Here is a 24710-nt window from a genome sequence, read left to right on the forward strand (position 1 = left end):
AGTCGCGCCTGAGGGGCGCGGGGAACATCGCGGCCGGCGCCGCGCGCTGGCGCACCCAGCAGCGGAGTCCGGGTTGCGACCGGGTGTCCCTTGCCGTGTGCGGCGCCGTGGCCGGCGGGCCGCGCAGTTCCCCGCGCCCCTCAGGCGCGACTTCGCCGCCGCGTTCGGGGCTGGATTCGCCGTCCCCTTCGCCGAGTTGTGGCACGCGGTGTGATCGAGCGCGTATTCTCCGCTTAACTCGCGGGGTACAACCCTCTGGGCGGAACGGCGGATGCCGGCAGCGCGAAGGTGGGGGCGGAACCAGTGGCAGTCGGGGTGATCAGTCTGCGTCCGGGAACGCTCCCCGCGGAGGTGACCGGATTCGTCGGTCGACGTGGCGAACTCGCCGATCTGGGCCGCCTGCTGCGGCAGGCCCGGCTGGTCACCGTCACCGGTTCGGGCGGGGTGGGGAAGACCCGGGTGGCGCTGCGGGCGGCCGCGGCGGCCGAGGGGGACTACCCGGACGGCATCCGGCTGGTCGAGCTCTCCGGGCTGCGCGGCGGAGAGCTGCTGCCGCACACCGTGGCCGCCGCCCTCGGCCTCGCCGAGCAGGAGGGCCGGGACCCGCTCGACGTCGTCCTCGACCATCTGAGGGGCCGCCGGCTGCTGCTCGTGCTGGACACCTGCGAGCACCTGGTGGACTCCTGCGCGATGCTCGCCGACCTGGTGCTGCGGGACGCCCCCGGGGTGACCGTGCTGGCCACCAGCCGGCAGCCGCTGGACGTGCCGGGCGAGCACACCTTCCCGATCCCGCCGCTGTCGCTGGACACCGGCGAGGCCGAGGAGCTGTTCGCCCAGCGGGCCGCCGCGGTCCTGCCGGGCTACCGGCCGACCGAGGCCGACCGGGAGGACGTGCAGCGGCTCTGCGCCCGTCTGGACGGCATCCCGCTGGCCATCGAGCTGGCCGCGGTCCGGCTGCGCGCGGTCACCCTGCGGCAGCTCAACGAGCGCCTGGAGCACCGCTTCCGGCTGCTCACCGGCGGCCGCCGGACGGCGCTGCCCCGGCACCAGACGCTGCGCACAGCCATCGACTGGTCGTACGAACTGTGCGGCCACGCCGAGCAGTTGCTCTGGGCCAGGCTCTCGGTCTTCGCCGGGCCCTTCGACATCGCCGCCGCCGAGGAGGTCTGCGCCGGCGGCCGGCTCTCCCCGGAGGACGTACTGGCCACCCTGATCGACCTGGTGGACAAGTCGATCGTGCTGCGGGTGGACGAGCCCGGCGAGGCCGGCGGTGCGACCAGCTACCGACTGCTGGACACCCTGCGGGAGTTCGGCGGCGAGCGGCTGGCCGAGAGCGGCGAGGCCGAGGAGGTGCGGGCCCGCCATCTGGCCCGCTACACCCGGCTCGGCGCCCGCTTCGGCGAGCGCGCCCTCGACCCCGACCAGCTGGACCGCTACCGCGAGCTGGCCAGGGAGCACGACAACCTGCGGGTGGCCCTGGAGTTCGCGCTGGCCAACGCCGAGCGCAGACCGGCGGCCACCCGGCTGGCCGCCGACCTCTGGGCGTACTGGCAGATCGCCGCCCGGCTCACCGAGGGCCGGCACTGGCTCACCCGGGTGCTGGAGCACTTCGCCGAGTCCGGCCCGGACCGCGCCTGGGCCCTGGTCATCCGCGCCTATCTGGCCACCCTCCAGGGCGAACCGGCCGACGCGGTGGACGAGTTGACCGAGGGCATCGCGATCGCCGAGGGCTGCTCGGCCCGGCTGCCCGCCGCCCGCGGGCAGATGTACCGGCAGCTGGCGCTGACCCTGGCCGGCCGCCACCAGGAGGCGTCCGAGGCCGGCCGGGCGGCCCACCGGCTGATGCTGGAGCTGGACGACCGGATCGGTCTGGTCACCCTGGACGCCCAGGAGGCCTACCTCTGCACCCTCTCCGGCGATCTGCCGGGGGCGGTGGACCGGTGCGCGGTGGGGCTGCGCCGGCTGGGCGAGGGCGGCCCCGAGCGCTGGATGCAGAGCTACCTCCACTTCATCGCCGGCACCGCGCTCTACTTCCAGGGCGAGTACGAGCGGGCCGGCGAGGCCGCCCGCACCTCGCTGGCCATGAAGCACGAGCTGGGCGACCGGGTCGGCACGGCCTACTGCCTGGAGCTGCTGGGCTGGCTGGCCACCACGGCGGAGCAGGGGGAGCGCGGCGCCCGGCTGCTGGGCGCCGCCGACGCCCTGTGGTCCGCCTTCGGCAGACGGCTCAGCGGGACGGAGGCGATGGAGGCGGTGCACCAGGACTGCCTCCGCGCGCTGGCCGGACTCCTCGGCGCGGAGCGCTGCCTGGCCCTGCGGGAGGAGGGCGGCCGGGCCCGGCTGGACGCGGTGGTGCGGTTCGCCGTGACCCGTTCCGGGGGCGGCGGGGAGGCGGTCCAGCTCACCCGGGTCCAGCCCCAGCGGGCGTCCGTGGACGAGCTCACCCGGCGGGAGCGCGAGGTCGCCGCGTTCCTCTCGGAGGGTTTGTCGAACCGCGAGATCGCCGAGCGGCTGGTGATCTCCAAACGAACAGTCGACTCACATGTGGAACACATCCTGGCGAAACTCGGCGCCGCTTCCCGGAACGAGATCGCTTCCCTGCTGCGTACCGAGAGCTGAGTAACAACGGCCGGCCCGGTGCGCTTTCGCTGAGCTCTTCGTCACATCCCGCCACATCCGGGAACCGCCGCGCCCTGAATCCCGTGAACGAAAGGCGTACCGAGTAAGTAGGGAATTCATACGGGCGCTTGCTACTGTGCCTGCCCACAGAACCCCAGGGCGCCCGACCAAGGGCCGGTGCACCAAGGATGTGACGGATGAGTGGCTTTCCTGCCTCGGCTCCGGACGAACCTCCGATAGCCGGGCGCGGCGCGCACGCCGTGGCCTACACGGGCCGCCGGCGCAACCGCCGCCGACGCCGGCGCCGTGCACTGCGCGTGTTCGCCTGGACCATGGCGGTAGTCGTTCTGGCTGCCGCCGGCGGACTTTATTACGCGTACCGCCACTACACCGGCAACATCCACAGCAGTGGATTGTTCGGGGGCATATCGGGCAACGCCGGGACCGAGAAGCCCGACGCCTTCGGCCGTACCCCGATCAACATCCTGGCCATGGGCTCGGACGCCCGGAGCAATGCCGCGGACTGCAAGCTCGGCGGCGACTGCAGCGCCGGCGGCGGTGAGCGGGCCGACGTGGAAATGATCGTCCACATCTCCGCGGACCGCTCGAACATGACGGTGATGTCGATCCCGCGGGATCTGATGACCGAACTCCCCGGCTGCACCGCGTACAACGGGGCCCCTGCCACCACGGCTCATCGTGGACAGATCAACGCGGCTCTGGACAACGGGCCCGGCTGCAGCGTCGCCGCGGTCCACCAGCTGACCGGGATAACCATCGACCACTTCGTCAAGGTCGACTTCTCCGGCGTGGTCTCGATGTCCGACGCGGTCGGCGGCGTGCAGGTCTGCGTGGACAACAACGTCTACGACCCCTATTCGCACCTCAAGCTGAGCAAGGGCACCCACACCCTGAAGGGCGTCGGCGCCCTGGAGTTCCTCCGCACCCGGCATGGCTTCGGCGACGGCGGCGACATCGGCCGCACCGAGGCCCAGCACATCTTCCTGACCGAAATGATCAAGAAGCTGAAGAGCGCCGGCACCCTGACCGACCCGGCCGCCGTGCTGAGCCTGGCCGACGCCGCCACCAAGGCGCTGACCGTGGACAGCGGGCTGGACAGCATCACCAAGCTGGTCGGCCTGGCCTCGGACCTCAACAAGGTCCCGACCAAGCGGATCACCTTCACCACCATGCAGACCGTGGACGACACCCAGGCCGGCGAGTCCGGCCGGCTGCTGATCGCCCCCGGCGCGCGGAACCTCTTCCAGACGATCGTCGACGACCAGTCGCTGACCACCGCCACCGGTGCCAAGTCCTCCGCCGCCTCGGCCACCGCCTCCGCGTCCGCCTCCGGCTCCGGGTCCTCGGCGGGCGGCTCCTCGGCGGGCGGCACCGTCTCGCCGTCCTCGATCCCGGTGAGCGTGCTCAACGGAAGCGGGATCCCGGCCCGGGCCGCGACCGTGGCCGGCGCCCTGGTCGGCAAGGGCTTCAGCCAGACCGTCACCGGCGGCAACGCCGGCAGCGGAGCCGCGTACTCGCACTCCTACGTGTACTACGGGGCCGGCCAGTCGGACGCCGCCAGGACGGTCGCCTCCGCGCTGGGCATCCCGAGCGGCCAGCTGCGCACGGGGACCAGCCCCGGAGTGCAGGTGATCATCGGCACCGACTGGTCGAGCGGCACCGCCTATCCGGGCGGCGGCACCGGCTCGTCCTCCGGTTCCTCCGCCGCCGGCTCGTCCTCCTCCGGTCCCTCCGGCGGTTCGACCGGCGCGCTGACCAACGCCCATGTGCAGAAGGGCGACACCACCACCTGCGCCCACGTCAGCCCGTACGCCACGGTGGCGCTGCACGGGGTGGGGATGACCCCGACCCAGGCCTACGCGGACAGCCCGCAGGTGAAGAACTCCGACGGCTGACGCCTCACCACAGCAGGACGCAGGTGGGGCTGGGGGTCGGTTGGCTGCGGAGGTGGGTGAGGGCGCCGTCCTCGCCCACCGCCAGCACGTCCAGGCTGTCCGACTCCTGGTTGCAGACGTAGAGGAGGCCGCCGGCCGGGTCGAGCTCCATGTGCCGGGGCCAGGACCCGCCGCAGTCGTACTCCCCGAGCGGCTCCGGCGGCCGGCCGGCGTCCCCCGCGCGGAGCACCGCGACGGTGTCGGCGCCCCGGTTGGAGAGGAAGAGCAGCCGGCCGTCCGCCGAGAGGGAGAGGTGCGCCGGGAGGTTCTCCGGCTGCCCCGGCCGTTCCGCCCGGGGGCTCGCCGGCAGGGTGTCCAGCAGGGTCAGGCCGTCCCCCGCGGACTCCCCGAGCACCGCCAGCTCCGAGCTCAGCTCGCCGACCAGGTAGGCGACCCCGTTGCCCGCGTGGACCAGCTGGCGCGGGCCGAAGCCCGGCCGGAGGGCGAGGCCGCCGTCCGGGGCCAGCCGGCCGTCCTCGCCGAGCCGGTAGCGGAAGAGCCGGTCGGCGCCCAGGTCCACGGCCGTCCACAGCTCGCCGGCCCCGTCGTCCGGCGCGTCGGGGTGGCGTACCACCATGTGGGCGTGCGGGCCCTCCTGACGGTCGGCCCGCGGCCCCGAGCCCTGGTGCTGCACCAGGTCCGTCCGCTCGCGCAGCCGCCCGTCCGCCTCCAGGGCGAAGGCCGCCACGCTGCCCGAGCCGTAGTCGGCGGCCAGCAGCCGGCGGCCGTCCGCGCTCAGCGCCAGATGGCAGGGGGAGGAGCCGCCGGTGGGCAGGCTGCCGAGCGGCCGCAGGGTGCCGTCCGCCTCGTCCACCGCGAGGGCGGTCACGGCGCCCTCCGGGGTCTCGTTCACCGCGTAGAGCACCGGCAGCCGGGGGTGGCGGCAGAGGTAGGAGGGGGCCGCCAGCTCCAGCTCGCTGAGCCGTTCCAGTGACCCGTCGGCGGAATCCCGCCGGTAGACGGTCAGCCCGTGCCCTCGGCCGCCGGATTCGGCGGTCCAGCAGCCGGTGATCAGCAGTTCGCGCCCGCGGCGCCGGGTCGTCCCGTTCGGCTCTGTGGTCCCAGTCACCCGGTGATCGTTGCACACGCTCCGTCACCAGGGTGGTCGCGGGATGAATCCGGGAGGACAATTCGGGTATTCCCCCTCCCGCGACGACTCGACGAAGGAGGCCGCGGCGATATGAGCGAGACGACCGAACCGACGGCCTCGGGGCTCCGCCCCGAGGAGATGCTCGGCCATTCGCTGGAGGACAGCGACGGCCGCGAGGTGGGCCTCATCACCCGGATCTACTTCGACAACCGCACCCAGCAGCCCGAGTGGCTGGAGGTCTCGGCCAAGGGCTGGCTGGGCCGCCTCGGTCTGCTCAGGGCGTACGTCCCGGTCGAGCGCGCCACCCGCCACGGCGAGGCCGTCCAGGTGCCCTACCCGGGCGGCCGGATCAAGAGGTCGCCGCGGCTGATGGCCGGCGAGTACATCTCCTCCGCCCAGGAGGCCAGGCTCTGCTACCACTACGGCTGCACCGAGCACGGCCACGGCTCCTGGGCCCCCCACACCGGGGAGGGCTGGCCGGTCCACCGCTGGTTCTTCGGCGGCCCCCGGTACGGCTGGATGGCCGGCCACGAGAGGCTGGAGGACGCCCGCCGGCACGGCGACGGCAGCGCGTTCGGCCCCCGGGCCTCGCGCGACTACCACTCCTCCGACCGCTGACGGCGGCCGGCTGACGGCGGGTCAACTCCGCTGGTCGCACGCCCCGGGCGGATGACATCCGCCCGGGGCGCCTGCGCGCGCCCGCGCCGCTGCGTACTCTTCTGCCGTCCGAGCCGGGCGGGAACCGACCCCGCCCGGCCGCTGTCTCCCTCGGAGTACAGCTGTCGGACCGGGTTTTGAGGAGTGCGGAGGACCGACCATGACGACCACGACCACGGCCACGGGTACCGCGGCGACGACCTGTCATCGCTGCCCGCCCGGAGGGGGCACGGTGGTGGCGAGCTATCCGGGGGAGGGCCCCGCATGGCGGTCCGGAGACCGCGCCGCCCACGAGGCCGAGCGCACCGGGGTGGAGCACCACGACCACTACGACCCGGGCGTCGACGCCTTCCTGGTGGTGCGCCACGACTAGCCCAGGACCGGGCGGACCGGGCATGGTTCGCACCTGCCGCGATGATCAGGCAAAGTATGAGTGATCGCCGGATTTCAAGGGGGCAGGGAGCAAGAGGTGTCGGAGTCGACCCACCGCGGTGACGGGTCGGACGAGCCGTTCGACGACAAGCCCGACGAGCGGATTGACGCGACGTCAGGCGAGTCCCCGGCCGAAGCGGAGAAGGAGGACCGCCCGTCCGTCACCCCCGGCCTGCTCGGCCACACCGACCCGGACGGCACCACGCCGGAGACCATCGAGAACCTCTCGATCTCCACCGCCACCGTCATCGAGGACTGGCGGGCCTACGGCTACACCCCGCCGTCCGGCATCCCGATCGGCCCGCTGCGCCGCGGCGCGCCCGGCGCCGCGCCCTGGCCGGACCGGATGCGGACGCTGCTGCGCACGCCGATGAGCGAGCGCCCGGCGTACGAGCGCACCTACCGCTCCTCGCCGGCGGCCGAGGAGCGGGCCGCGCTGCCGGCCGCCGGCACGCCCGCCAACGGCATCCCCGTCCTCGGCCCGGCCGCCGGCGCCTCCTCGGGCGCCGGCTCCACCGCCATCGGCCCGGCCCCCACCGACTCCGCGCCGCACCCGCCGGCCGGCCCCAGCGCCCCGCGCATCCTGGACCTCACCCTCCGGATCGCCGAACTGCTCCTCGCCAGCGGCGAGTCCGCCGAGGACGTGGAGGCCGCGATGCTCGGCGTCACCCACGCCTACGGGCTGGACCGCTGCGAGCCCACGGTCACCTTCACGCTGCTCAGCATCTCCTACCAGCCCTCGCTGGTGGAGCCGCCGATCAGCGTGGACCGGGTGGTCCGCAGGCGCGGCACCGACTACACCCGGCTCGCCGCCGTCTACCTCCTGGTCGCCGACATCACGTCGGAGCAGACCACGGTGGAGGAGGCGTACCGGCGGCTGGCCGAGATCCGACGCAACCGGCACCCGTTCCCCGGCTGGGCGATCACCCTCTGCGGCGGCGGGCTGACCGGCGCCGCGACCCTGCTGGTCGGCGGACGGCTGGACGGCTACGGGCTGCTGATCTTCGCCTCCGCCTTCCTGGCCCACATCGTCGGCGACCGGCTGGCCTGGATCCTGGCCAGCCGGGGTCTGCCGGAGTTCTACCAGTTCGTGATCGCCGCGATGCCGGCCGCCGCGGTCGGCATCGCGCTGGTGCTGGCCGGGATGAGCACCAACCGCGCCTCGGTGGCGATCACCGGTGGCCTCTTCGCGCTCTTCCCGGGAAGAGCCCTGGTGGCCGCGGTCGCGGACGGGCTGACCGCCTTCTACATCACCGCCGCGGCCCGCATGCTCGAGGTGATGTACCTGGTGGTCGGCATCGTGGTCGGGGTGCTGCTGATGCTCTACGGCGGGGTCAGCATCGGCGCCCGGCTCCACCCGGAGCAGGCGCTCCTGAAGCACAACGACCCGTGGCTGCAACTGGTCGCCGCGGCCCTGCTGACCCTCTGCTTCGCGGTGATGCTGCAGACCGAGCGGCACCAGCTGGCCCTGGTCACCATCAACGGGGCGGTCGGCTGGACCGTCTTCGGCACCCTGACCGTGCAGGCCGGTTTCAGCCCGATCCTGGCCACCGGGATCGCCGCGGGCCTGGTCGGCCTCTTCGGCCAGCTCGCCTCCCGCTACGAGTACGCCTCCGCGCTGCCGTACGTGACCGCGGCGATCGGGCCGCTGCTGCCCGGGTCCGCGATCTACCTGGGCATCCTCGGACTGGCCCAGGGGGACCCGCAGGACGGGCTGCTCCACCTCTCCACGGCCATCGCCACCGCGCTGGCGCTGGCGGTCGGGGTCAACCTGGGTGGCGAGATCGCCCGGCTCTTCATGCGGGTGCCGTACGGCGAGCCCGGCTCCCTGCTGCGGCGCGGTGCCAAACGCACCCGCGGATTCTGAGAATCTTCTGTGCATGTGGTCTGACCTGATCGGTGTCTACCAGCGGCATATCGCCGAGCCCGGCAAGCAGCCGCTGTTCCTGCTGCTGGTCGGGTTCATCGGCTCCTTCCTCTTCATCCGGTTCAGCGTGCGGATGATCAGGCGCGGGGTGCGCTGGTGGCCGGGCAACGTGACGCCCGGCGGACTGCACATCCACCATGTGGTCTTCGGGATGTTCTTCCTGCTGGTCTCCGGGATCGGGACGTTCGCCACGGTCGGCACCCACCCGTGGATCGACGCCTTCGCGGGCTTCTTCGGCATCGGCTGCGGGCTGGTGCTGGACGAGTTCGCGCTGCTCCTCCACCTGGAGGACGTGTACTGGAGCGACCAGGGCCGCAAGTCGGTGGACGCGGTGATCATCGGGATCGTCTTCACCGGGCTGCTGCTGGTCGGCTATCTGCCGCTGGGCTACACGCCGGGGGGCAGCGGCAGCCGCGGCCACTGGGGACTGATCGGGATCATCTCGCTCAACGGCGCCTGCGCGGTGCTCAGCCTGCTCAAGGGCAAGCTGTGGACGGGCCTGATCGGGATCATGGTGCCGGGCGTCTCCTGGGTCGGCGCGGTCCGGCTGGCCCGGCCGTTCAGCCCGTGGGCGCGCTGGGTCTACACCCGCCACCCGCGGCTGTACGGCAGGGCGCGCCGGCGTGAGGCGCGCTGGCACCGGCGCGCGGACGCGGTCCGGGAGTGGGTGTTCGACGTGATCGCCGGCAAGCCGACCCCGGGCGCGACCGCCGTCCAGCAGGTCACCCACCGGGTCGCCGAGCGGATGGCCGCCCGGATGGCCGCCCATCTGGCCCACTCCCGGGCCCGCCACCTGGCCCGGATGGCCGCCCGGCACCGGCTGGGCTCGACCGAATGGCCGGGCGCGGTGGGGGGTGGCGCCGGGCTCTCCGGCGGCTCCGCCTTCGCCGCCTCGGCGCGGTACGGACCGAACCGGCCGACGGCCCGGCGCACCGCCGTCGCGCGCAGGCGCGCGGGGGGTGGCACGGGCGCGGGGCCCGGCGGGGGCGCCGGCCTGGGCGCCGTACGCCGGTGGCGGACGCTCGCCGCGGCGCATGCCTCCTCGCCGGCCGCCGGCGGTGCCCGGCGCACGGCCGCCGCCCGCCGCCGTATCGCCGTCACGGCGGGGCGGACCCGCCGGGGACGCTGAGGCGGCGGGGGCGCTGGGACGGCGGGGGCGCTGAGGCGGCGGGGGCGCTGGGACGGCGGGCGCCGAGGCGGCGGGGGCGCTGGGACGGCGGGGCGCCGAGACGGCGGGGGCGCTGGGACGGCGAGGCGCCGAGACGGCGGGAGCGCTGGGACGGCGGGGGCGCCCCGGGGGCGCCGAACGGGTCGGCGCGGTGACACGCCGCTGTGCTGACGCGGCGTCACCCGGGCGGCGCAGGCCGGGAGGTGGCGCGCCGAAGGGCCTCACCACACTGAGTACCGCCCGGCATCGGCCCGGACAGGCCGCCCGGGCCCTGGGTGGAGGTCCCGCGCAGAACGGAGCGAGTCTTGTCGCGTCACCGGCACCGCACCAGCACAGCCGTCGCCGTCGTCGTAGCCCTCACCGCGCCCCTGCTGCTCACCGGCGCGCACCCGTCGGCGAGCGCCCCTCCGGGGCTGTCCGCGCCGCCGGCGCTGCCCGCCCCACCGCACGGGCTCGCGGTGCCGGGGCCGCCCAGCGCCGGGCAACTGCAGGCGGCCCGCTCGGCCGTCGGCGACCGGGCGGCCGCCGTCGCCGCCGCCCAGCACGCGCTGGACGCGGCCCAGTCCGCCGCCCAGGAGCTGGACGCCCGGGCCGAACTGGCCGCCCAGAACTACGACCGGGCCGTCGAGCAGCGGCAGTCCGCCGAGGCCGCCGAGCGGCGTGCCGCCGCGTCCGCCGCGGCCGCCGCCGCCCGGCGCGAGACGGCCCGTGCCGCGGTGGCCGAACTCGCCGCGCAGACCTACCGGGACGGCGTCCCCGCCTCGCTCGCCATGGCCGGGGCGCTGCTCAGCTCGGACGGCCTGCAGAACGCCATGGAGCGCAGGCACGTGGTGGCCACCGTCGCCCGGCACACCGAGTCCGTGCTGGAGGAGGACACCGCGGCGGCCGCGGCGGCCCGCAGCACCGCCGCGGCGGCCCGCTCGGCCGCGGACGCGGCCCGGCGGGCCACCGCCGAGGTCGCCGTGGCGCGCGCCGAGGCGCAGCGCCAGGCCGACGCCGAGCACCAGCAGCTGGCCGCGTACCAGGCCCAGCAGCAGCAGGCGCTGGAGCAGCTGGCCGCGGCCCAGCGGATCTCGGTGGCGCTGGCCTCCGAGCGGCAGCAGGCCCTCGACGAGGCGGCCTCCCGCGCGCAGGCGGTGGCGCAGTCCTCGGACGCGGCGGAGACCGCCGCGATCACCGCCGCACCCGCCGGCGCCCCGCGCGGCGGCCAGGGCACCGCGTCGGGCGGCGCCGCGGCGGTCGCCTTCGCCCGCGCGCAGCTGGGGCTGCCGTATGTGTGGGGCGGGGCCGGGCCGCGCGAGTACGACTGCTCGGGGCTGACGATGCGCGCCTGGCAGCGCGGCGGGGTCGCGCTGCCGCGGGTCGCCGCCGACCAGTACAGCCGCAGCAAGCCGGTCGGCTACGGCCAACTCCGGCCCGGTGACCTGGTGTTCTGGAGCCACTCCGGAAAGCCGCAGGACATCTACCACGTCGCCATCTACATCGGCGGCGACAAGATGATCGAGGCCCCGCACACCGGTTCGGTGGTCAAGGTCGCCGATCTGTTCATCATGGGCACCCCCGACTTCTACGGCCGGCCGTAGCCGCCGGGCTCACCCGTGCGAGGGCTTCTCAGACGGCTCTCACGAACCGCACACGTCCCGTTCAGGCGGAGCGTCAAGAATCGGGGCCGTGCGTCCAGTCCACCGGTTCGGCCTCGGCGGCGCCGTGGCCGCCGCGCTCGTCCTCCTCATCGGCGCGGGACACAGCCCGCCGCCCGGCTCGCCCGGGGTCTCCCGCAGCGTCCGCGCGACCACCGCGGCCGCGGAGACCCGGCGGGCCGGCGCGCTCTTCCGGGACGGGAGCCACTTCTGCAGCGCGTCCGTGGTACGCAGCCCCGGCCGGGACCTGCTGGTCACCGCGGCGCACTGCCTGGCCGGCGGTGCGGCGGGGCTGAGCTTCGTCCCCGCCTACCACGACGGCGGCGACCCGTACGGGAGCTGGCAGGTCGTCAGGACCTTCACCGACGACGACTGGAACGGCTTCGAGGACGCGGACGACGACGTCGCCTTCGCGGAGGTCGCGCCGCTGGACGGGCGGCGGCTGCAGGACGTGGTCGGCGGCGAGCGGCTGGACGCCTCCGGGGTGCGCGACGGGCGGGTCACCCTGATCGGCTACCCGGCCTCGGAGGAGGCGCCGCGGGTCTGCGCCAACCGGATCGGCACGAAGGGGTCCACCCAGCTGCGGATCGACTGCACCGGGTACGCGGGCGGGACCAGCGGGGGGCCCTGGCTGTCCGCCGACGGTGCCGTGATCGGCGTGATCGGCGGCTACCAGCAGGGCGGGGACACCGACGACACCTCGTACAGCGTCGCCTTCGGCCCCGCCGTGGCGGCGCTCTACGCGACCGCGGAGCGGGAGTCGTCCGACGGGTAGCGACCCGCCGGCTCCTCCCGCTTCGCTGCGCGTGCGGCCTTGGCCGTGGTCAGTGGGACTGGCCGGACTCGGCCAGGCGCTTGATCGAGTTCTCGATCTCCTCCTCGGCCTCGGCGCGGCCGACCCAGTGGGCGCCCTCGACGGACTTGCCGGGCTCCAGGTCCTTGTAGACCTCGAAGAAGTGCTGGATCTCCAGGCGGTCGAACTCCGAGACGTGGTGGATGTCCCGGAGGTGCTCCCAGCGGGGGTCGGAGGCCGGGACGCAGAGCAGCTTGTCGTCGCCGCCGGCCTCGTCGGTCATGTGGAACATGCCGATCGCGCGGCACTTGATCACACAGCCGGGGAAGGTCGGCTCCTCCAGAATGACCAGCGCGTCCAGCGGGTCGCCGTCCTCACCGAGGGTGCCGTCCACGTAGCCGTAGTCGGCCGGGTAGCGGGTGGAGGTGAAGAGCATGCGGTCCAGCCGGATGCGGCCGGTCTCGTGATCCACCTCGTACTTGTTCCGCGACCCCTTCGGGATCTCGATCGTTACGTCGAACTCCATGACTCCTCCATCGTCCGTTGACGATCGTCGTGATTGGTGCGTTCTCCCGGGGCCGGGAAGCTGCCGCGGCTGGAAGCCCGGTGATAAGTGTCTCGTACGCAACAGGGTGGTACGGAGAGGGGCCTGTCCCAATGCAAGATCGCGACGACCGCGAGCGCGGCTCACATCAGCCCGAGCCCTCAGCAGTAACCCACGTGAACGCCCTCTTCGCCAAAACCCCCACTCCCCCCACCGCCGAGCCGGCCCCGGCAGGGGCGCGGGGAACTGCGCGCCCGGCCGAGACGCAGCAGTCTGCCGGCGACGGCGCCGAGCCCGGGCCTGCGGCGCCGGAGCGGGAGGCGAAGCCGGCCCCGGTAGGGGCGCGGGGAACTGCGCGCCCGGCCGAGACGCAGCCGTCTGCCGGCGACGGCGCTGAGCCCGGGCCTGCGGCGCCGGAACGGGAGGCGAAGCCGGCCCCGGTAGGGGCGCGGGGAACTGCGCGCCCGGCCGAGACGCAGCCGTCTGCCGGCGACGGCGCCGAGCCCGGGCCTGCGGCGCCCGAGCCGGACGCGAAGCCGGCATCCAGCGCCCCCGCCGCCCCCGCCGCGCGCTTCGCGCGCGAGATGCGGCGGGGCGCGCTGCGCGCTTCCCGACGCGCGCTACGCGCCTCGCGGATCGCCTCGCGGGTCGCCGCGCCCGCCGCGGGGGACGCCCTCCGCGCCGCGCGCCGGGACGCGCCGCGTTACGCGCGCGCCGCCGCCGACGGCTACCTCCGCGCCCGCCCCCGTACCGTCGCCGCGACCGCCGCAGGCGCCGGGCTGCTGCTGGCGCTGGTGTCGATCCTGGCCTCCGGCCCGTACACGGCCTCCGGCCAGCGCGCGTCCGAGCGGGCCCTCGCCGCCCACCCGGAGCTGATGGACCCGCACGACCACGCCCCCATCCCGGAGGAGCCCGCCTGGCACCCCGCCGGCCAGGTCCTCGCCCCGGTCTCCGACGACACCGGCGCCCCCACCCCCACCCCCGCCGGGCTGACCGCCTCGCTCGGCCCCCTGCTCGCCGCCGCCGGCACCGGCAAGATCACGGCAGCCGTGCTGGACCCGGCCTCCGGCCGCCTGCTCTACTCCTCCGGCTCCGCCACCCCCCTCACCCCCGCGTCCACCAACAAGCTGGCGACCGCCGCCGCCGCGCTCTCCGTCCTCGGCCCCGACCACCGCTTCACCACCCGGACCGGCTACGACCCGGCCGGCGGCACGGTGACCCTGGTCGGCGGCGGGGACCCGTCCCTCCGCTCGGCGGACCTGGCGAAGCTCGTGGACTCCACGGCGGCCGCGCTGAAGGCCCGGAACGCCACCCGGGTGCGGCTCGGCTACGACATCTCGCTCTTCGCTCAGCCCGCCCTCCACCCCATCGGGCACAACGACAACATCGCCCTGGTCCAGGCGCTGACCGTGGACGAGGGCCGCACCGACCCGAACGCCACCGAGGCCTCCACCCGCTACCCGGACCCGGCCGCCCAGGCCGCCGCCTCCTTCGCGGCCCTGCTCAGGGCCCGCGGCATCACCGTCGACGGCGCCCCCGCCCAGAGCGGCGAGCCCGGGGCCTCCGTCCCCCTCGCGGAGAACCGATCCGCCCCGCTCTCCGACCTGGTCGAGCACATGCTGACCGAGAGCGACAACGACTACGCCGAGCAGCTGGGCCACCAGGTCGCCGTGGCCGAGCACCTGCCCGCCACCTTCGAGGGCGCCGCCAAGGCCGTCCGGCAGGTGCTGGCCGGCCGCCTCGGCATCGACCTCGGCACCACCCGCCTCCACGACAGCAGCGGCCTGGACAGCGCGGACGCGATCCCCGCCGGCGTACTGGCCCGGATCCTCGCCGTCGCCGAGTCCACCGCCCACCCCGAACTCCGCTCCCTGATCAGCGGTTTGCCGGTGGCCGGCTTCACCGGGACGCTGGACGACCGCTCGGACACCGCAAGCGCGGGCCTGGTGCACGCCAAGACCGGCTCGCTGACCGGCGTGGACACCCTGGCCGGAACGGTCGTGGACCGGGACGGCAGGCTGCTGGTCTTCGCCTTCATGGCCAACGGGGACTCCGCCTTCGGCTCGGGCCGCTCCTCGCTGGACGCCCTCGCCGGGCGCGTCGCGGCATGCGGCTGCCGCTAGCGCGGGTCAGCACGTACGGTTGACGGTATGACAAGCTCGAGCGGCGGTGCTGACATGATCGACTGGGATCTGGCGGTCGCGACGGCGACCCGCCTGGTACGCCCCGGCCCCGAGATCAGTCGGGAGGAGGCCCGCGAGGCCGTCGCGGAGCTGCGCCGCTTCGCGTCCGAGGCCGAGCGGCACGTGCGCGAGTACACCGGCATGGGCGAGCCCAACACCGGGACCCCGGTGCTGGTCGTGGACCGGCCGGGCTGGGTGCAGGCCAACGTCGCCGGCTTCAGGACCGTGATCCAGCCCCTGGTGGCGAAGTTGAGGTCGCGCCGGGAGGGGGTGCCGGGCGCCGCGGTGCTCGGCGCGGTGGGCGAGAAGGTGACCGGCATCGAGGTCGGCATGCTCCTCGCCTTCCTGTCCTCCCGCGTGCTGGGCCAGTACGAGACCTTCGCCCCGCTCGCGGGCGGCGGCCGGGACGGTCAGGACGGTGCGGCCGGCGCTGACGCACCGTCAGCAGGCCGTCTGCTGCTGGTCGCGCCGAACATCGTGCATGTGGAGCGCGAGCTGGAGGTGGACCCGCGGGACTTCCGCCTGTGGGTCTGCCTCCACGAGGAGACCCACCGCACCCAGTTCACCGCGGTGCCCTGGCTGCGCGACCACGTCGAGTCGGAGATCCAGGCCTTCCTGGCGGAGACCGACGTCGACCCGGCCACCCTCTTCGAGCGGCTGCGCGAGGCGGTCGGCTCGATCGGCGGCTTCGGCGGCGGCTCCGCCGCCTCCGGATCCGAGGGCGCGGACGGCGGCACCGGGATGCTGATCGACGTCGTGCAGACCCCCGCCCAGCGGGAGATCCTCGGCCGGCTGACCGCGGTGATGTCCCTGCTGGAGGGGCACGCCGACGTGGTGATGGACGGCGTCGGACCGGAGGTGGTGCCCTCCGTGGCGGAGATCCGGGAGAAGTTCCAGCAGCGCCGGGCCAAGGGCGCCGGGCGGCTGGACCAGGCGCTGCGCCGACTGCTCGGTCTGGACGCCAAGTTGAGGCAGTACCAGGACGGCGCCGCGTTCACCCGCGCGGTGGTGGACGCGGTCGGGATGGACGGCTTCAACCGGGTCTGGACCTCGCCGAACACGCTGCCGACCAAGGAGGAGATCCACGATCCGGCGGCGTGGGTGTCCCGCGTCCACGGCTCGTCGGCCTCCTCGTGAGCCCCGCCGCGGCCCGGTGAGCCCCGCACGAGCGAGCCCCGGCGATTCCGCGCATCCGCCCGACGGGTGAAGCCCGGAGCTCGGATTCCGCCGGAGGAGCGTTTCGGCATTCACCCGTCCGTGGGACCGGACGGGGAACCCCAGCGCGCGGCGCCGCGCGCCGGGAGGAGTTCTGCGACCATCTCCTCCAGATCGGGCAAACCCCCCTCATCTCTCCGTCGCTCGGTCCTGGTCCTCGAGGAGTGACAGCCATGGGTCCGCATCCCGCGGTGGCAGCGATACGCCTGGCGGTACGTAAGATCCTGCGTGAGATCCAGGAGCAGCACTACCCGGATTCCCCGGGCGGCTCGGCCGCCCCGCCGTCCCCAGCACCTTCTCCGCCTCGGGCGGCTCGCTCGCCCCGGCCGCCGCAAAGGCCCCACAGGCCCCGCCGCCGCACAGGCCCCGCCACCGCCGTCCACGCCCTGCCCCGCCCCGCTCCCGTCGGCGACGTCGACCCCGAGCACGCCAAGCGGCGCACCCCCCGTCCGCGCCCGCCCGCGGACGCCCCCCTCGTTCTGGTCGCGGTGAGCGGCGGCGCCGACTCGATGGCGCTGGCCGCCGCGACCGCCTTCGAAGCCGCGCGGCTCGGCATCCGGGCCGGCGGGGTCACCGTGGACCACGGCCTCCAGGAGGGCTCCACGGCCCGCGCCCTGGAGGTGGCCAACCGGCTGCGGGCGCTCGGCCTCGACCCGGTGGACGCCCTCGGCGTCCGGGTCGGCCGGCGCGGCGGCCCGGAGTCCGCCGCCCGGGACGCGCGCTACGCGGCCCTGGACGCCGCCGCGGAGAAGTACGGCGCCCGAGCGGTCCTCCTCGGCCACACTCGGGACGATCAGGCGGAAACCGTTCTGCTCGGCCTGGCCCGGGGCTCCGGCACCCGCTCGCTCTCCGGGATGCCCGCCGCCACCGGCCGCTACCGCCGGCCCTTCCTCGACCTGGACCGCTCGGTCACCCGCCGGGCCTGCGCCGTCCTCGACCTGCCGGTCTGGGACGACCCCCACAACACCGACCCGGCGTACACCCGCTCCCGGGTGCGCAGCGAGGTCCTCCCGGTGCTGGAGAAGCACCTCGGCGGCGGGGTGGTGGACGCCCTGGCCCGTACCGCCCGGCTGTTCCGGGACGACGCGGACGCGCTGGACCAGTGGGCGGCCCGGGCCGAGTGCGAGGCCGCCGGGGAGGGCGGCCTCTCTGTCGAGACCCTGGGCGCGCTGCCCCCCGCCGTGCGCCGTCGCGTGCTACGACGCGCCGCGATAAGCGCCGGATCTCCGGCGGGCGACCTCTTCGCCCGTCACATCGAGACGATCGACGAGCTGATCACCCGCTGGCATGGCCAGGGGCCGCTGCACCTCCCCGGGGGCGTGGAGGCCCGCCGCCGGTGTGGCAGGCTGTTCTTCGGACGCTCGGCTGGCTGAAGGGTGTCTGACGGCACAGCGGCTCCGCGTGATGCGCAACAGAAGGAAGTACAGCGGGTGGACGAGAAGGACATGGGCACCGATCTCGCGAAGGTGCTGATCAGCAAGGACGAGATCGACGCCAAGCTCGCTGAGCTGGCCGAGCGCATCGACGCCGACTACCGGGGCGAGGACGTGCTGATCGTCGGCGTACTCAAGGGCGCCGTGATGGTGATGGCCGACCTGGCCCGGACCCTCCACACGCCGGTCACCATGGACTGGATGGCGGTCTCCTCCTACGGGATGGGCACCAAGTCCTCCGGTGTGGTGCGGATCCTCAAGGACCTGGACACCGACATCAGCGGCAAGCACGTGCTGATCGTCGAGGACATCATCGACTCCGGGCTGACCCTCTCCTGGCTGCTGAGCAACCTCCGCTCGCGCGGCCCGGCCTCGCTGGAGATCTGCGCGCTGCTCCGGAAGCCGGACGCGGCCAAGGTCGACATCGACGTGAAGTACGTGGGCTTCGACATCCCCAACGAGTTCGTCGTCGGCTACGGCCTCGACTTCGCGGAGAAGTACCGCAACCTGCCGTTCGTCGGGACCCTGGCCCCGCACGTCTACGGCGGCTGACCGGCCTCTCCCGCCCGACGGCTGAACCCTCGTCAGCCGTTCGAGCGGACCCGGTGGAAAGCGTGGGAACAGGGGAGGTTCCTCCTCCGTTGGATTCGGGGAGGCCCTGGTAGGTGAGGTGAGCTACCAGCGGCCTACCAGCTAGCGCGCCCTGCGGGGGACAATGGCCGCGGTGACTGCGGTACGGTCGCCTAGTCTTGGGAAAACCTGCTGTTCGTACCAATCGTGCAGCGGAGACATCAGAGGACACCCATAGGACGCACCCGGGGCCCGAGGGCCGGGGGTGCCGCACAGTGGCAGGAGGGACGGGGCGCTTCGCCGCCCCGCATGGATGGACGTGAAGCGATACTTCCGTGCGCCGGTGATGTGGATTGTGCTGGCCGTCCTCGCCGTCATCGTGCTGATGCAGGTGGTGGACTCCTCGGCCGGTTACAAGACCGTGGACACCAGCAAGGTCGTGGCCGCGATCGACGGCGGACAGGCGCAGTCCGCCCAGGTGACCACGGGCGACAGCAGTGAGATCAAGGTGCAGCTGAAGGACGGTCAGACCGTCGACGGCAGCAACAAGATCCAGGCCCCCTACGCGGGCGACGCGTTCGTCTCGCAGCTCACGCAGAACCTGCAGAGCGCCTCGGAGTCGAACAAGCTCCCCGGCGGATACACCGTCAAGCCCACCAAGCAGAACACCTTCGTCAGCCTGATCCTCTCGCTGCTGCCGTTCGTGATCATCGTTCTGGTCTTCCTGTTCTTCATGAACCAGATGCAGGGCGGCGGCTCCCGGGTGATGAACTTCGGGAAGTCCAAGGCCAAGCTGATCACCAAGGACACCCCGAAGACCACGTTCTCGGACGTGGCCGGGTGCGACGAGGCGGTCGAGGAGCTCCAGGAGATCAAGGAGTTCCTCCAGGAGCCGGCGAAGTTCCAGCAGGTCGGCGCGAAGATCCCGAAGGGCGTGCTGCTCTACGGCCGCCCCGGTACCGGTAAGACCCTGCTGGCGCGGGCGGTGGCCGGCGAGGCCGGTGTCCCGTTCTACTCGATCTCCGGTTCGGACTTCGTGGAGATGTTCGTGGGTGTCGGCGCCAGCCGGGTCCGCGACCTCTTCGAGCAGGCCAAGGCGAACGCCCCGGCGATCGTCTTCGTCGACGAGATCGACGCCGTCGGCCGGCACCGCGGCGCGGGCCTCGGCGGCGGCCACGACGAGCGCGAGCAGACGCTCAACCAGCTGCTCGTCGAGATGGACGGGTTCGACGTCAAGGGCGGGGTCATCCTGATCGCCGCCACCAACCGCCCGGACATCCTGGACCCGGCGCTGCTCCGGCCCGGACGGTTCGACCGGCAGATCGCCGTCGACCCGCCGGACCTGGACGGCCGCCTGCAGATCCTGAAGGTCCACCAGAAGGGCAAGCCGGTCGCGCCGGACGTCGACCTCCGGGCCGTCGCCCGCCGTACCCCCGGCTTCACCGGTGCCGACCTGGCCAACGTCCTCAACGAGGCCGCGCTGCTGACGGCCCGGAGCGACAAGAAGCTGATCGACAACTCGGTGCTGGACGAGGCCATCGACCGCGTGGTGGCCGGCCCGCAGAAGCGCACCCGGATCATGTCCGAGAAGGAGAAGAAGATCACCGCGTACCACGAGGGCGGACACGCCCTGGTCGCGGCGGCCTCCCCCAACTCGGACCCGGTGCACAAGGTGACGATCCTGTCCCGCGGCCGCGCCCTGGGCTACACCATGGTGCTGCCGGACGAGGACAAGTACTCGACCACCCGCAACGAGATGCTCGACCAGCTGGCCTACGCGATGGGCGGCCGGGCGGCGGAGGAGCTGGTCTTCCACGACCCGACCACCGGCGCCTCGAACGACATCGAGAAGGCCACCGCCACCGCGCGGGCCATGGTCACCCAGTACGGCATGACCGAGCGCCTGGGCGCGATCAAGTTCGGCTCCGACAACTCCGAGCCGTTCCTCGGCCGTGAGATGTCGCACCAGCGCGACTACTCGGAGGAGGTCGCCGCGCTGGTCGACGAGGAGGTCAAGAAGCTGATCGAGAACGCCCACAACGAGGCCTGGGAGATCCTGGTGGAGAACCGGGACGTCCTGGACAACCTCGTGCTGGCGCTCCTCGAGAAGGAGACCCTCAACAAGGAGGAGCTGGCGGAGATCTTCGCGCCCATCGTGAAGCGCCCGCCGCGTCCGGCCTGGACCGGCTCCTCCCGGCGGACCCCGTCCACCCGGCCGGCCGTCCTCTCGCCCAAGGAGCTGTCGCTGACCAACGGCTCCTCGCCGGTCGCCGACCGCACCCCGACCGACAGCGTCCAGCTGCCGAAGCTGCCCGAGGAGGGCGGCGAGGGCTGAACCGGCCAGAGGCCGGAATCAGGCCGCGGTCCCCGGAGTTCTACTCTGGGGACCGCGGCCTGTTACGTGAGGTGCGCCCGCTACGGGAAAGAAGAGGAATCTGCCCATGATCGACCCGGTGACCTTCGACCGCGGCACCACTGGTGGTGCCGCCGGCGAGTTCGACCAGAAGCGGGCCGAGGAAGCGGTGCGCGAGCTCCTCATCGCCGTCGGCGAGGACCCCGAGCGGGAGGGCCTGCGGGACACCCCGGCCCGGGTGGCGCGGGCGTACAAGGAGATCCTCGGCGGCCAGTGGCAGGAGCCCGAGGACGTCCTGACCACCACCTTCGACCTGGGCCACGACGAGATGGTGCTGGTCAAGGACATCGAGGTGCAGTCGCTCTGCGAGCACCACATGGTGCCGTTCCGCGGGGTCGCCCACGTCGGGTACATCCCGGCCGCGAGCGGGAAGATCACCGGTCTCTCGAAGCTGGCCCGGCTGGTCGACGTGTACGCCCGGCGGCTGCAGGTCCAGGAGCGGCTGACCACGCAGATCGCGGACGCGCTGATGCGGATCCTGGAGGCGCGCGGGGTGATCGTGGTCATCGAGTGCGAGCACATGTGCATGACGATGCGCGGCATCCGGAAGCCGGGTGCGAAGACGACGACCTCCGCGGTCCGCGGGCAGCTGCGGGACTCCGCCACCCGGTCCGAGGCGATGAGCTTGATACTGGCGCGCTGAGCGGTCAGGCGCCGCTGCGGGCGGTGGCGATTCCACCGTCGGCGTCGGCGGCGCCGTAGCGGGCGGGCCGCGCCGTTCCCCCGCCCCCTGAGGTGCCCGCCCCTTCGGGGCGCCCCTCAGGGCCCTTACGGCGCCGCGGACGCCGACGCGGGGTGGGTGGGCTTGCCGTCCGGTTTCCCGCCGCCCGCCGCGGTGACCATCACGTCCCGCCGCCTGCGGAGGAACCGCGGCAGCGCCAGCGTGATGAACGCCTCGGCCTGCAGCGCGGCCACGCCGATCCGCGCGAGGTCCCGCGCGGAGGGGTAGACCAGGAACCGCGGCTCCCAGACCGGCTGGAACTTGGCGTTGAACTTGTACAGCGACTCGATCTGGAACCAGCGGGAGAGGAAGACCAGCAGCCCCCGCCACGCCCGCAGCACCGGCCCGGCGCCCAGCCGCTCGCCCCGCTCAAGCGCCGAGCGGAACATCGCGAAGTTCAGCGAGACCCGGGTCACCCCGAGCTCCCCGGCCGCCTCCAGCGCCTTGACGATCAGCAGCTCGTTGAGCCCCGCGTCGGCCTCGCGGTCCCGCCGCATCAGGTCGAGCGAGATCCCGTCCCGGCCCCACGGCACGAAGTGGAGGACGGCGCGGACGTCCGAGTCGCGCCCCTCCACCGGCTTGTGGGCGGTGACCACCACGCAGTCCCCGTCCGCCGGGTCGCCGAAGCGGCCGAGCGCCATCGAGAACCCCCGCTCGGTCTCCGTCCCCCGCCAGGTGTCCGCGGCGTGGGCGATCTCGGCCCGCTCCCGGTCGTCGAGGTCCCGTACCCGGCGCACCTGGACGGTGTACCCGGCCCGCTCGATGCGCTTCACCATCTGCCGGACGTTCCGCATCGGCCGGCCCTGCAGGGTGAAGTCGGCCGGCTCGACGATCGCCTCGTCGCCCAGCTCCAGGGCGTCGAGGCCGGCCTCCCGGGTCCAGACCTCGCCGCCGGTCTCCGAGCAGCCCATCACCGCGGGCACCCAGGCGTGCCGGCCGGCGGTCTCCATGAACGCCTTGATCGCCCCGGGCCAGGCCTCGACGTCCCCGATCGGGTCGCCCGAGGCCAGCATCACTCCGGAGACCACCCGGTAGGCGATCGCGGCCTTGCCGCTGGGGGAGAAGAGGACGCTCTTGTCCCGGCGCAGCGCGAAGTAGCCGAGGGAGTCCCGCTCGCCGTGCCGTTCCAGCAGGGTGCGGACCTGCCCCTCCTCGTCCGCGCTGAGCCGGGCCACCGGCCGGGACGGCCGGAGCAGCAGATAGATGGTGGAGAGGGCGGTGAGGAGGCCGAGGCCGGCCAGCGAGTAGTAGACCAGGTCGCCGGTGCGCTCGCCGAGGTAGTGGATCGGCCCGCCGATGCCGAAGAGCCCCCAGACCACCTCGCGCAGCCGGTCCATCAGCGAGGGCGAGTCGGGCGAGGTGTCCTCGTGGCCGCTGACGATGATCAGCCCGAGACCGATGCTGACGATCCCCATGCCGATCAGGTTGGCCAGCGCCCGCCAGCGGGTCCGCGGGTCGGACTGGGCGTAGAACTGGCGGCGGTTGAGCACCAGGACGACCAGGAGCACCAGGCTGACCCCGGCGTTGACCAGGTGGTGCCAGCGCAGCGCCTCCAGTGCGATCCCGGCGGTCAGCAGCGCCACCACCGCCGTCCAGGCCCGGCGCTTCCGGCGGCGCAGCGCGTGCGCCAGGAGCACCAGCAGGATGCCGACGATCAGGGAGGCGGCGGTGGCCAGGGTGGTGACCGTGCCGGGCAGTACGGCCGCGAGTTGGTGGACGCGGGTGTGCCGGAAGTGCGGGAGCACCGCGCCGACGATGTCCAGCAGCCCGACCAGGAGCGCCGCGTAGGCGGTGGCGGTGGGCACCCAGGGGCGGGAGACGTCCGGGCGCGGGCGTTCCCTCCGGCCGCGGTCGTCCCGTTCGGCGGTCGGCTCAGCACTCATGGCAGCACAGAGTAGAGGGTCGGATGGGGAGTTGATTCCACGTTGCGTATGAGGGCGGGCATGAACACCGATGTGTCGGTGAGGGTCGGATCATGACTTTCCCCGGAACAGGTAAGCAATCGGTAAGTCGCGGTGGTGGGTCCCGCATGCTGGGGGTCTGAGCATGGTGCGCGGTCCGCGGGCAGAGGCTGCGAGTACCGCCGAAAGTGGATGTGGGTTATGGGACTGACCAGCAAGAAACTCGAATTCCTGGTGGCCGCCTCGGCGCTGGCCGCCTTCGTGCTTGCGGTCTGGCTGTGGCCCAGGCTCGGCCGGCGGAACTGGCGTTCGGTGCTCGGCCGGGTGGGTGTGCTGGTGGGAACCCAGATTCTCACCCTCTCCGCGATCGGCTTGTTCGCCAATACGTACTTCGGTTTCTACGGTTCCTGGGGTGATCTGTTCGGAACCGATCAAGGTGGCGCCCAGATAACTCCGGGGGTCACGGCGGCCTCCGGGACGGGGCCCGGCGGATCGGGCGGACCGGGCTGGGTTCGGGTGCGGAGCAGCCGTGCGGTTCCGCTGATGCTCGGCGGTTCCTCGCAGGGCGGCACCGGCGGAACCCTGCAGACGGTGGAGATTCACGGCGGCACCTCCGGCATCACCAGTCCTGCCTATGTCTATCTGCCCCCGCAGTACGGGCAGCGCGGTTATCTCCACAGGCGTTTCCCGGTCGCCGTCGTCCTCACCGGCTACCCCGGCACCGCGTCGAATCTGGTCACCCGGATGAAGTACCCGACCGTGGTGGCGCAGGCGATCCAGGAGCACCAGATGCAGCCGACCGTGCTGGTGCTGCTCCGGCCCACCGTCGCGCCTCCCCGGGACACCGAGTGCCAGGACGTGGTCAACGGCCCGCAGACCGAGACCTTCTTCACGGAAGACCTCCACCGGGCCCTCGCCGGTTCCTACCGGGTGGGCACGACGGGGGCGAGTTGGGGCGCGATCGGCGACTCGACCGGCGGCTACTGCGCCCTCAAGTTCGCCATGCGGCACCCGGGGGCGTACTCCGCGGCGGTCTCGCTCTCCGGCTACTACTCCTCCGCGGTGGACATGACGACCGGAGACCTGTTCGGCGGCAGCAAGCGGCTGCGCGAGGAGAACGACCTCCTGTGGCGGCTCCGCCACCTGCCGGTCCCCAAGGTCTCCCTGCTGGTCACCAGCTCGCTGCATGGGGAGTACGACTACCCGGCCACGCTGCGGTTCATCTCCGCGGTCCGGCCGCCGATGACGATCGACAAGCTGATCCTGCCCTCCGGGGGCCACAACTTCACCACCTGGAACCGTGAACTGCCGCAGGCCATGCGGTGGTTGGGCGGGCGGCTGACGGTTCCGGCCGGCCCGCCGGGCTCGGCCTGAGGTCCGCCGGGAATCCGCCCCTCACCTGAATGATGACGCGTCAGCCGGCATGACCGGAATTCCACCGAAGGAACG

Annotated in this window: 18 protein-coding genes; 15 read left to right on the top strand and 3 right to left on the bottom strand. The window is 73.3% G+C overall.

Features of this window, described 5'->3' with window-relative positions:
* The first annotated feature begins 351 nt into the window (after positions 1–351).
* Both BS73_RS20980 and BS73_RS20985 read left to right on the top strand, forming a co-directional pair.
* Positions 352–2619: a helix-turn-helix transcriptional regulator gene (locus BS73_RS20980; protein ID WP_200886718.1), complete on the top strand. Its 2268-nt coding sequence runs from the start codon at positions 352–354 to the stop codon at positions 2617–2619.
* 332 nt (positions 2620–2951) lie between these two features.
* A complete protein-coding gene (locus BS73_RS20985) occupies positions 2952–4535 on the top strand; it encodes an LCP family protein (protein WP_037580468.1) in 1584 nt (527 codons plus the stop codon).
* A 4-nt stretch (positions 4536–4539) separates the two neighbouring features.
* Here the strand turns inward: BS73_RS20985 and BS73_RS20990 are convergent, their stop codons facing one another.
* Positions 4540–5643, bottom strand: a complete 1104-nt coding sequence (locus BS73_RS20990; RefSeq protein WP_063837171.1) for a lactonase family protein — start codon at positions 5641–5643, stop codon at positions 4540–4542.
* Positions 5644–5754: 111 nt separating this feature from the next.
* Between BS73_RS20990 and BS73_RS20995 the strand changes: the two genes are divergently transcribed.
* The 6 genes from BS73_RS20995 (at position 5755) to BS73_RS21015 (ending at position 12263) form a co-directional block, all read left to right on the top strand.
* Positions 5755–6282 carry a PRC-barrel domain-containing protein gene (locus BS73_RS20995; protein ID WP_037574749.1) on the top strand — a complete coding sequence of 176 codons (528 nt, stop codon included), beginning with the start codon at positions 5755–5757 and terminating at the stop codon, positions 6280–6282.
* A gap of 199 nt (positions 6283–6481) precedes the next feature.
* A complete protein-coding gene (locus BS73_RS37575; protein ID WP_152617674.1) occupies positions 6482–6694 on the top strand; it encodes a hypothetical protein in 213 nt (70 codons plus the stop codon).
* Between the two features lie 96 nt (positions 6695–6790).
* On the top strand, positions 6791–8620 hold the full coding sequence (locus BS73_RS21000; RefSeq protein ID WP_051940185.1) for a threonine/serine exporter family protein: 1830 nt from the start codon (positions 6791–6793) through the stop codon (positions 8618–8620).
* Between the two features lie 13 nt (positions 8621–8633).
* Positions 8634–9809, top strand: coding sequence for a hypothetical protein (locus BS73_RS38860; protein ID WP_063837037.1), 1176 nt, complete (start codon positions 8634–8636; stop codon positions 9807–9809).
* A gap of 344 nt (positions 9810–10153) precedes the next feature.
* A complete protein-coding gene (locus BS73_RS34900) occupies positions 10154–11431 on the top strand; it encodes a C40 family peptidase (protein ID WP_051940186.1) in 1278 nt (425 codons plus the stop codon).
* A gap of 88 nt (positions 11432–11519) precedes the next feature.
* Positions 11520–12263 carry a trypsin-like serine peptidase gene (locus tag BS73_RS21015; protein ID WP_051940187.1) on the top strand — a complete coding sequence of 248 codons (744 nt, stop codon included), beginning with the start codon at positions 11520–11522 and terminating at the stop codon, positions 12261–12263.
* Positions 12264–12312: 49 nt separating this feature from the next.
* Here BS73_RS21015 and BS73_RS21020 read toward each other — a convergent pair whose 3' ends face one another.
* Positions 12313–12807: an inorganic diphosphatase gene (locus BS73_RS21020; RefSeq protein WP_037574752.1), complete on the bottom strand. Its 495-nt coding sequence runs from the start codon at positions 12805–12807 to the stop codon at positions 12313–12315.
* A gap of 602 nt (positions 12808–13409) precedes the next feature.
* On the opposite strand from BS73_RS21020, the gene dacB reads away from it, so the two are divergent.
* The 6 genes from dacB to folE all read left to right on the top strand — a co-directional run bounded on the left by dacB (position 13410) and on the right by folE (position 21282).
* The gene (gene dacB / locus BS73_RS21025; protein WP_037574755.1) at positions 13410–14948 is read left to right on the top strand and encodes a D-alanyl-D-alanine carboxypeptidase/D-alanyl-D-alanine endopeptidase; all 1539 of its coding nucleotides are present in this window, start codon (positions 13410–13412) and stop codon (positions 14946–14948) included.
* 27 nt (positions 14949–14975) lie between these two features.
* Positions 14976–16145 (top strand): zinc-dependent metalloprotease, encoded by a 1170-nt coding sequence (locus BS73_RS21030; protein ID WP_084704240.1) that lies wholly within the window; start codon positions 14976–14978, stop codon positions 16143–16145.
* Between the two features lie 251 nt (positions 16146–16396).
* Positions 16397–17596, top strand: coding sequence for a tRNA lysidine(34) synthetase TilS (gene tilS / locus BS73_RS21035; protein WP_037574760.1), 1200 nt, complete (start codon positions 16397–16399; stop codon positions 17594–17596).
* Between the two features lie 57 nt (positions 17597–17653).
* Positions 17654–18208, top strand: coding sequence for a hypoxanthine phosphoribosyltransferase (gene hpt, locus BS73_RS21040; RefSeq protein ID WP_037574763.1), 555 nt, complete (start codon positions 17654–17656; stop codon positions 18206–18208).
* Positions 18209–18539: 331 nt separating this feature from the next.
* Positions 18540–20561, top strand: a complete 2022-nt coding sequence (gene ftsH / locus BS73_RS21045; RefSeq protein ID WP_037574766.1) for an ATP-dependent zinc metalloprotease FtsH — start codon at positions 18540–18542, stop codon at positions 20559–20561.
* 106 nt (positions 20562–20667) lie between these two features.
* The gene (gene folE / locus BS73_RS21050) at positions 20668–21282 is read left to right on the top strand and encodes a GTP cyclohydrolase I FolE (protein WP_037574769.1); all 615 of its coding nucleotides are present in this window, start codon (positions 20668–20670) and stop codon (positions 21280–21282) included.
* Positions 21283–21407: 125 nt separating this feature from the next.
* Here folE and BS73_RS21055 read toward each other — a convergent pair whose 3' ends face one another.
* A complete protein-coding gene (locus BS73_RS21055; protein ID WP_084704241.1) occupies positions 21408–23243 on the bottom strand; it encodes a phosphatidylglycerol lysyltransferase domain-containing protein in 1836 nt (611 codons plus the stop codon).
* A 219-nt stretch (positions 23244–23462) separates the two neighbouring features.
* On the opposite strand from BS73_RS21055, the gene BS73_RS21060 reads away from it, so the two are divergent.
* Positions 23463–24635: an alpha/beta hydrolase gene (locus BS73_RS21060; RefSeq protein ID WP_037574772.1), complete on the top strand. Its 1173-nt coding sequence runs from the start codon at positions 23463–23465 to the stop codon at positions 24633–24635.
* The last annotated feature ends 75 nt before the right edge of the window (positions 24636–24710 follow it).

The organism is Phaeacidiphilus oryzae TH49 (genome assembly GCF_000744815.1).
In the GTDB taxonomy this organism is placed as follows: domain Bacteria; phylum Actinomycetota; class Actinomycetes; order Streptomycetales; family Streptomycetaceae; genus Phaeacidiphilus; species Phaeacidiphilus oryzae.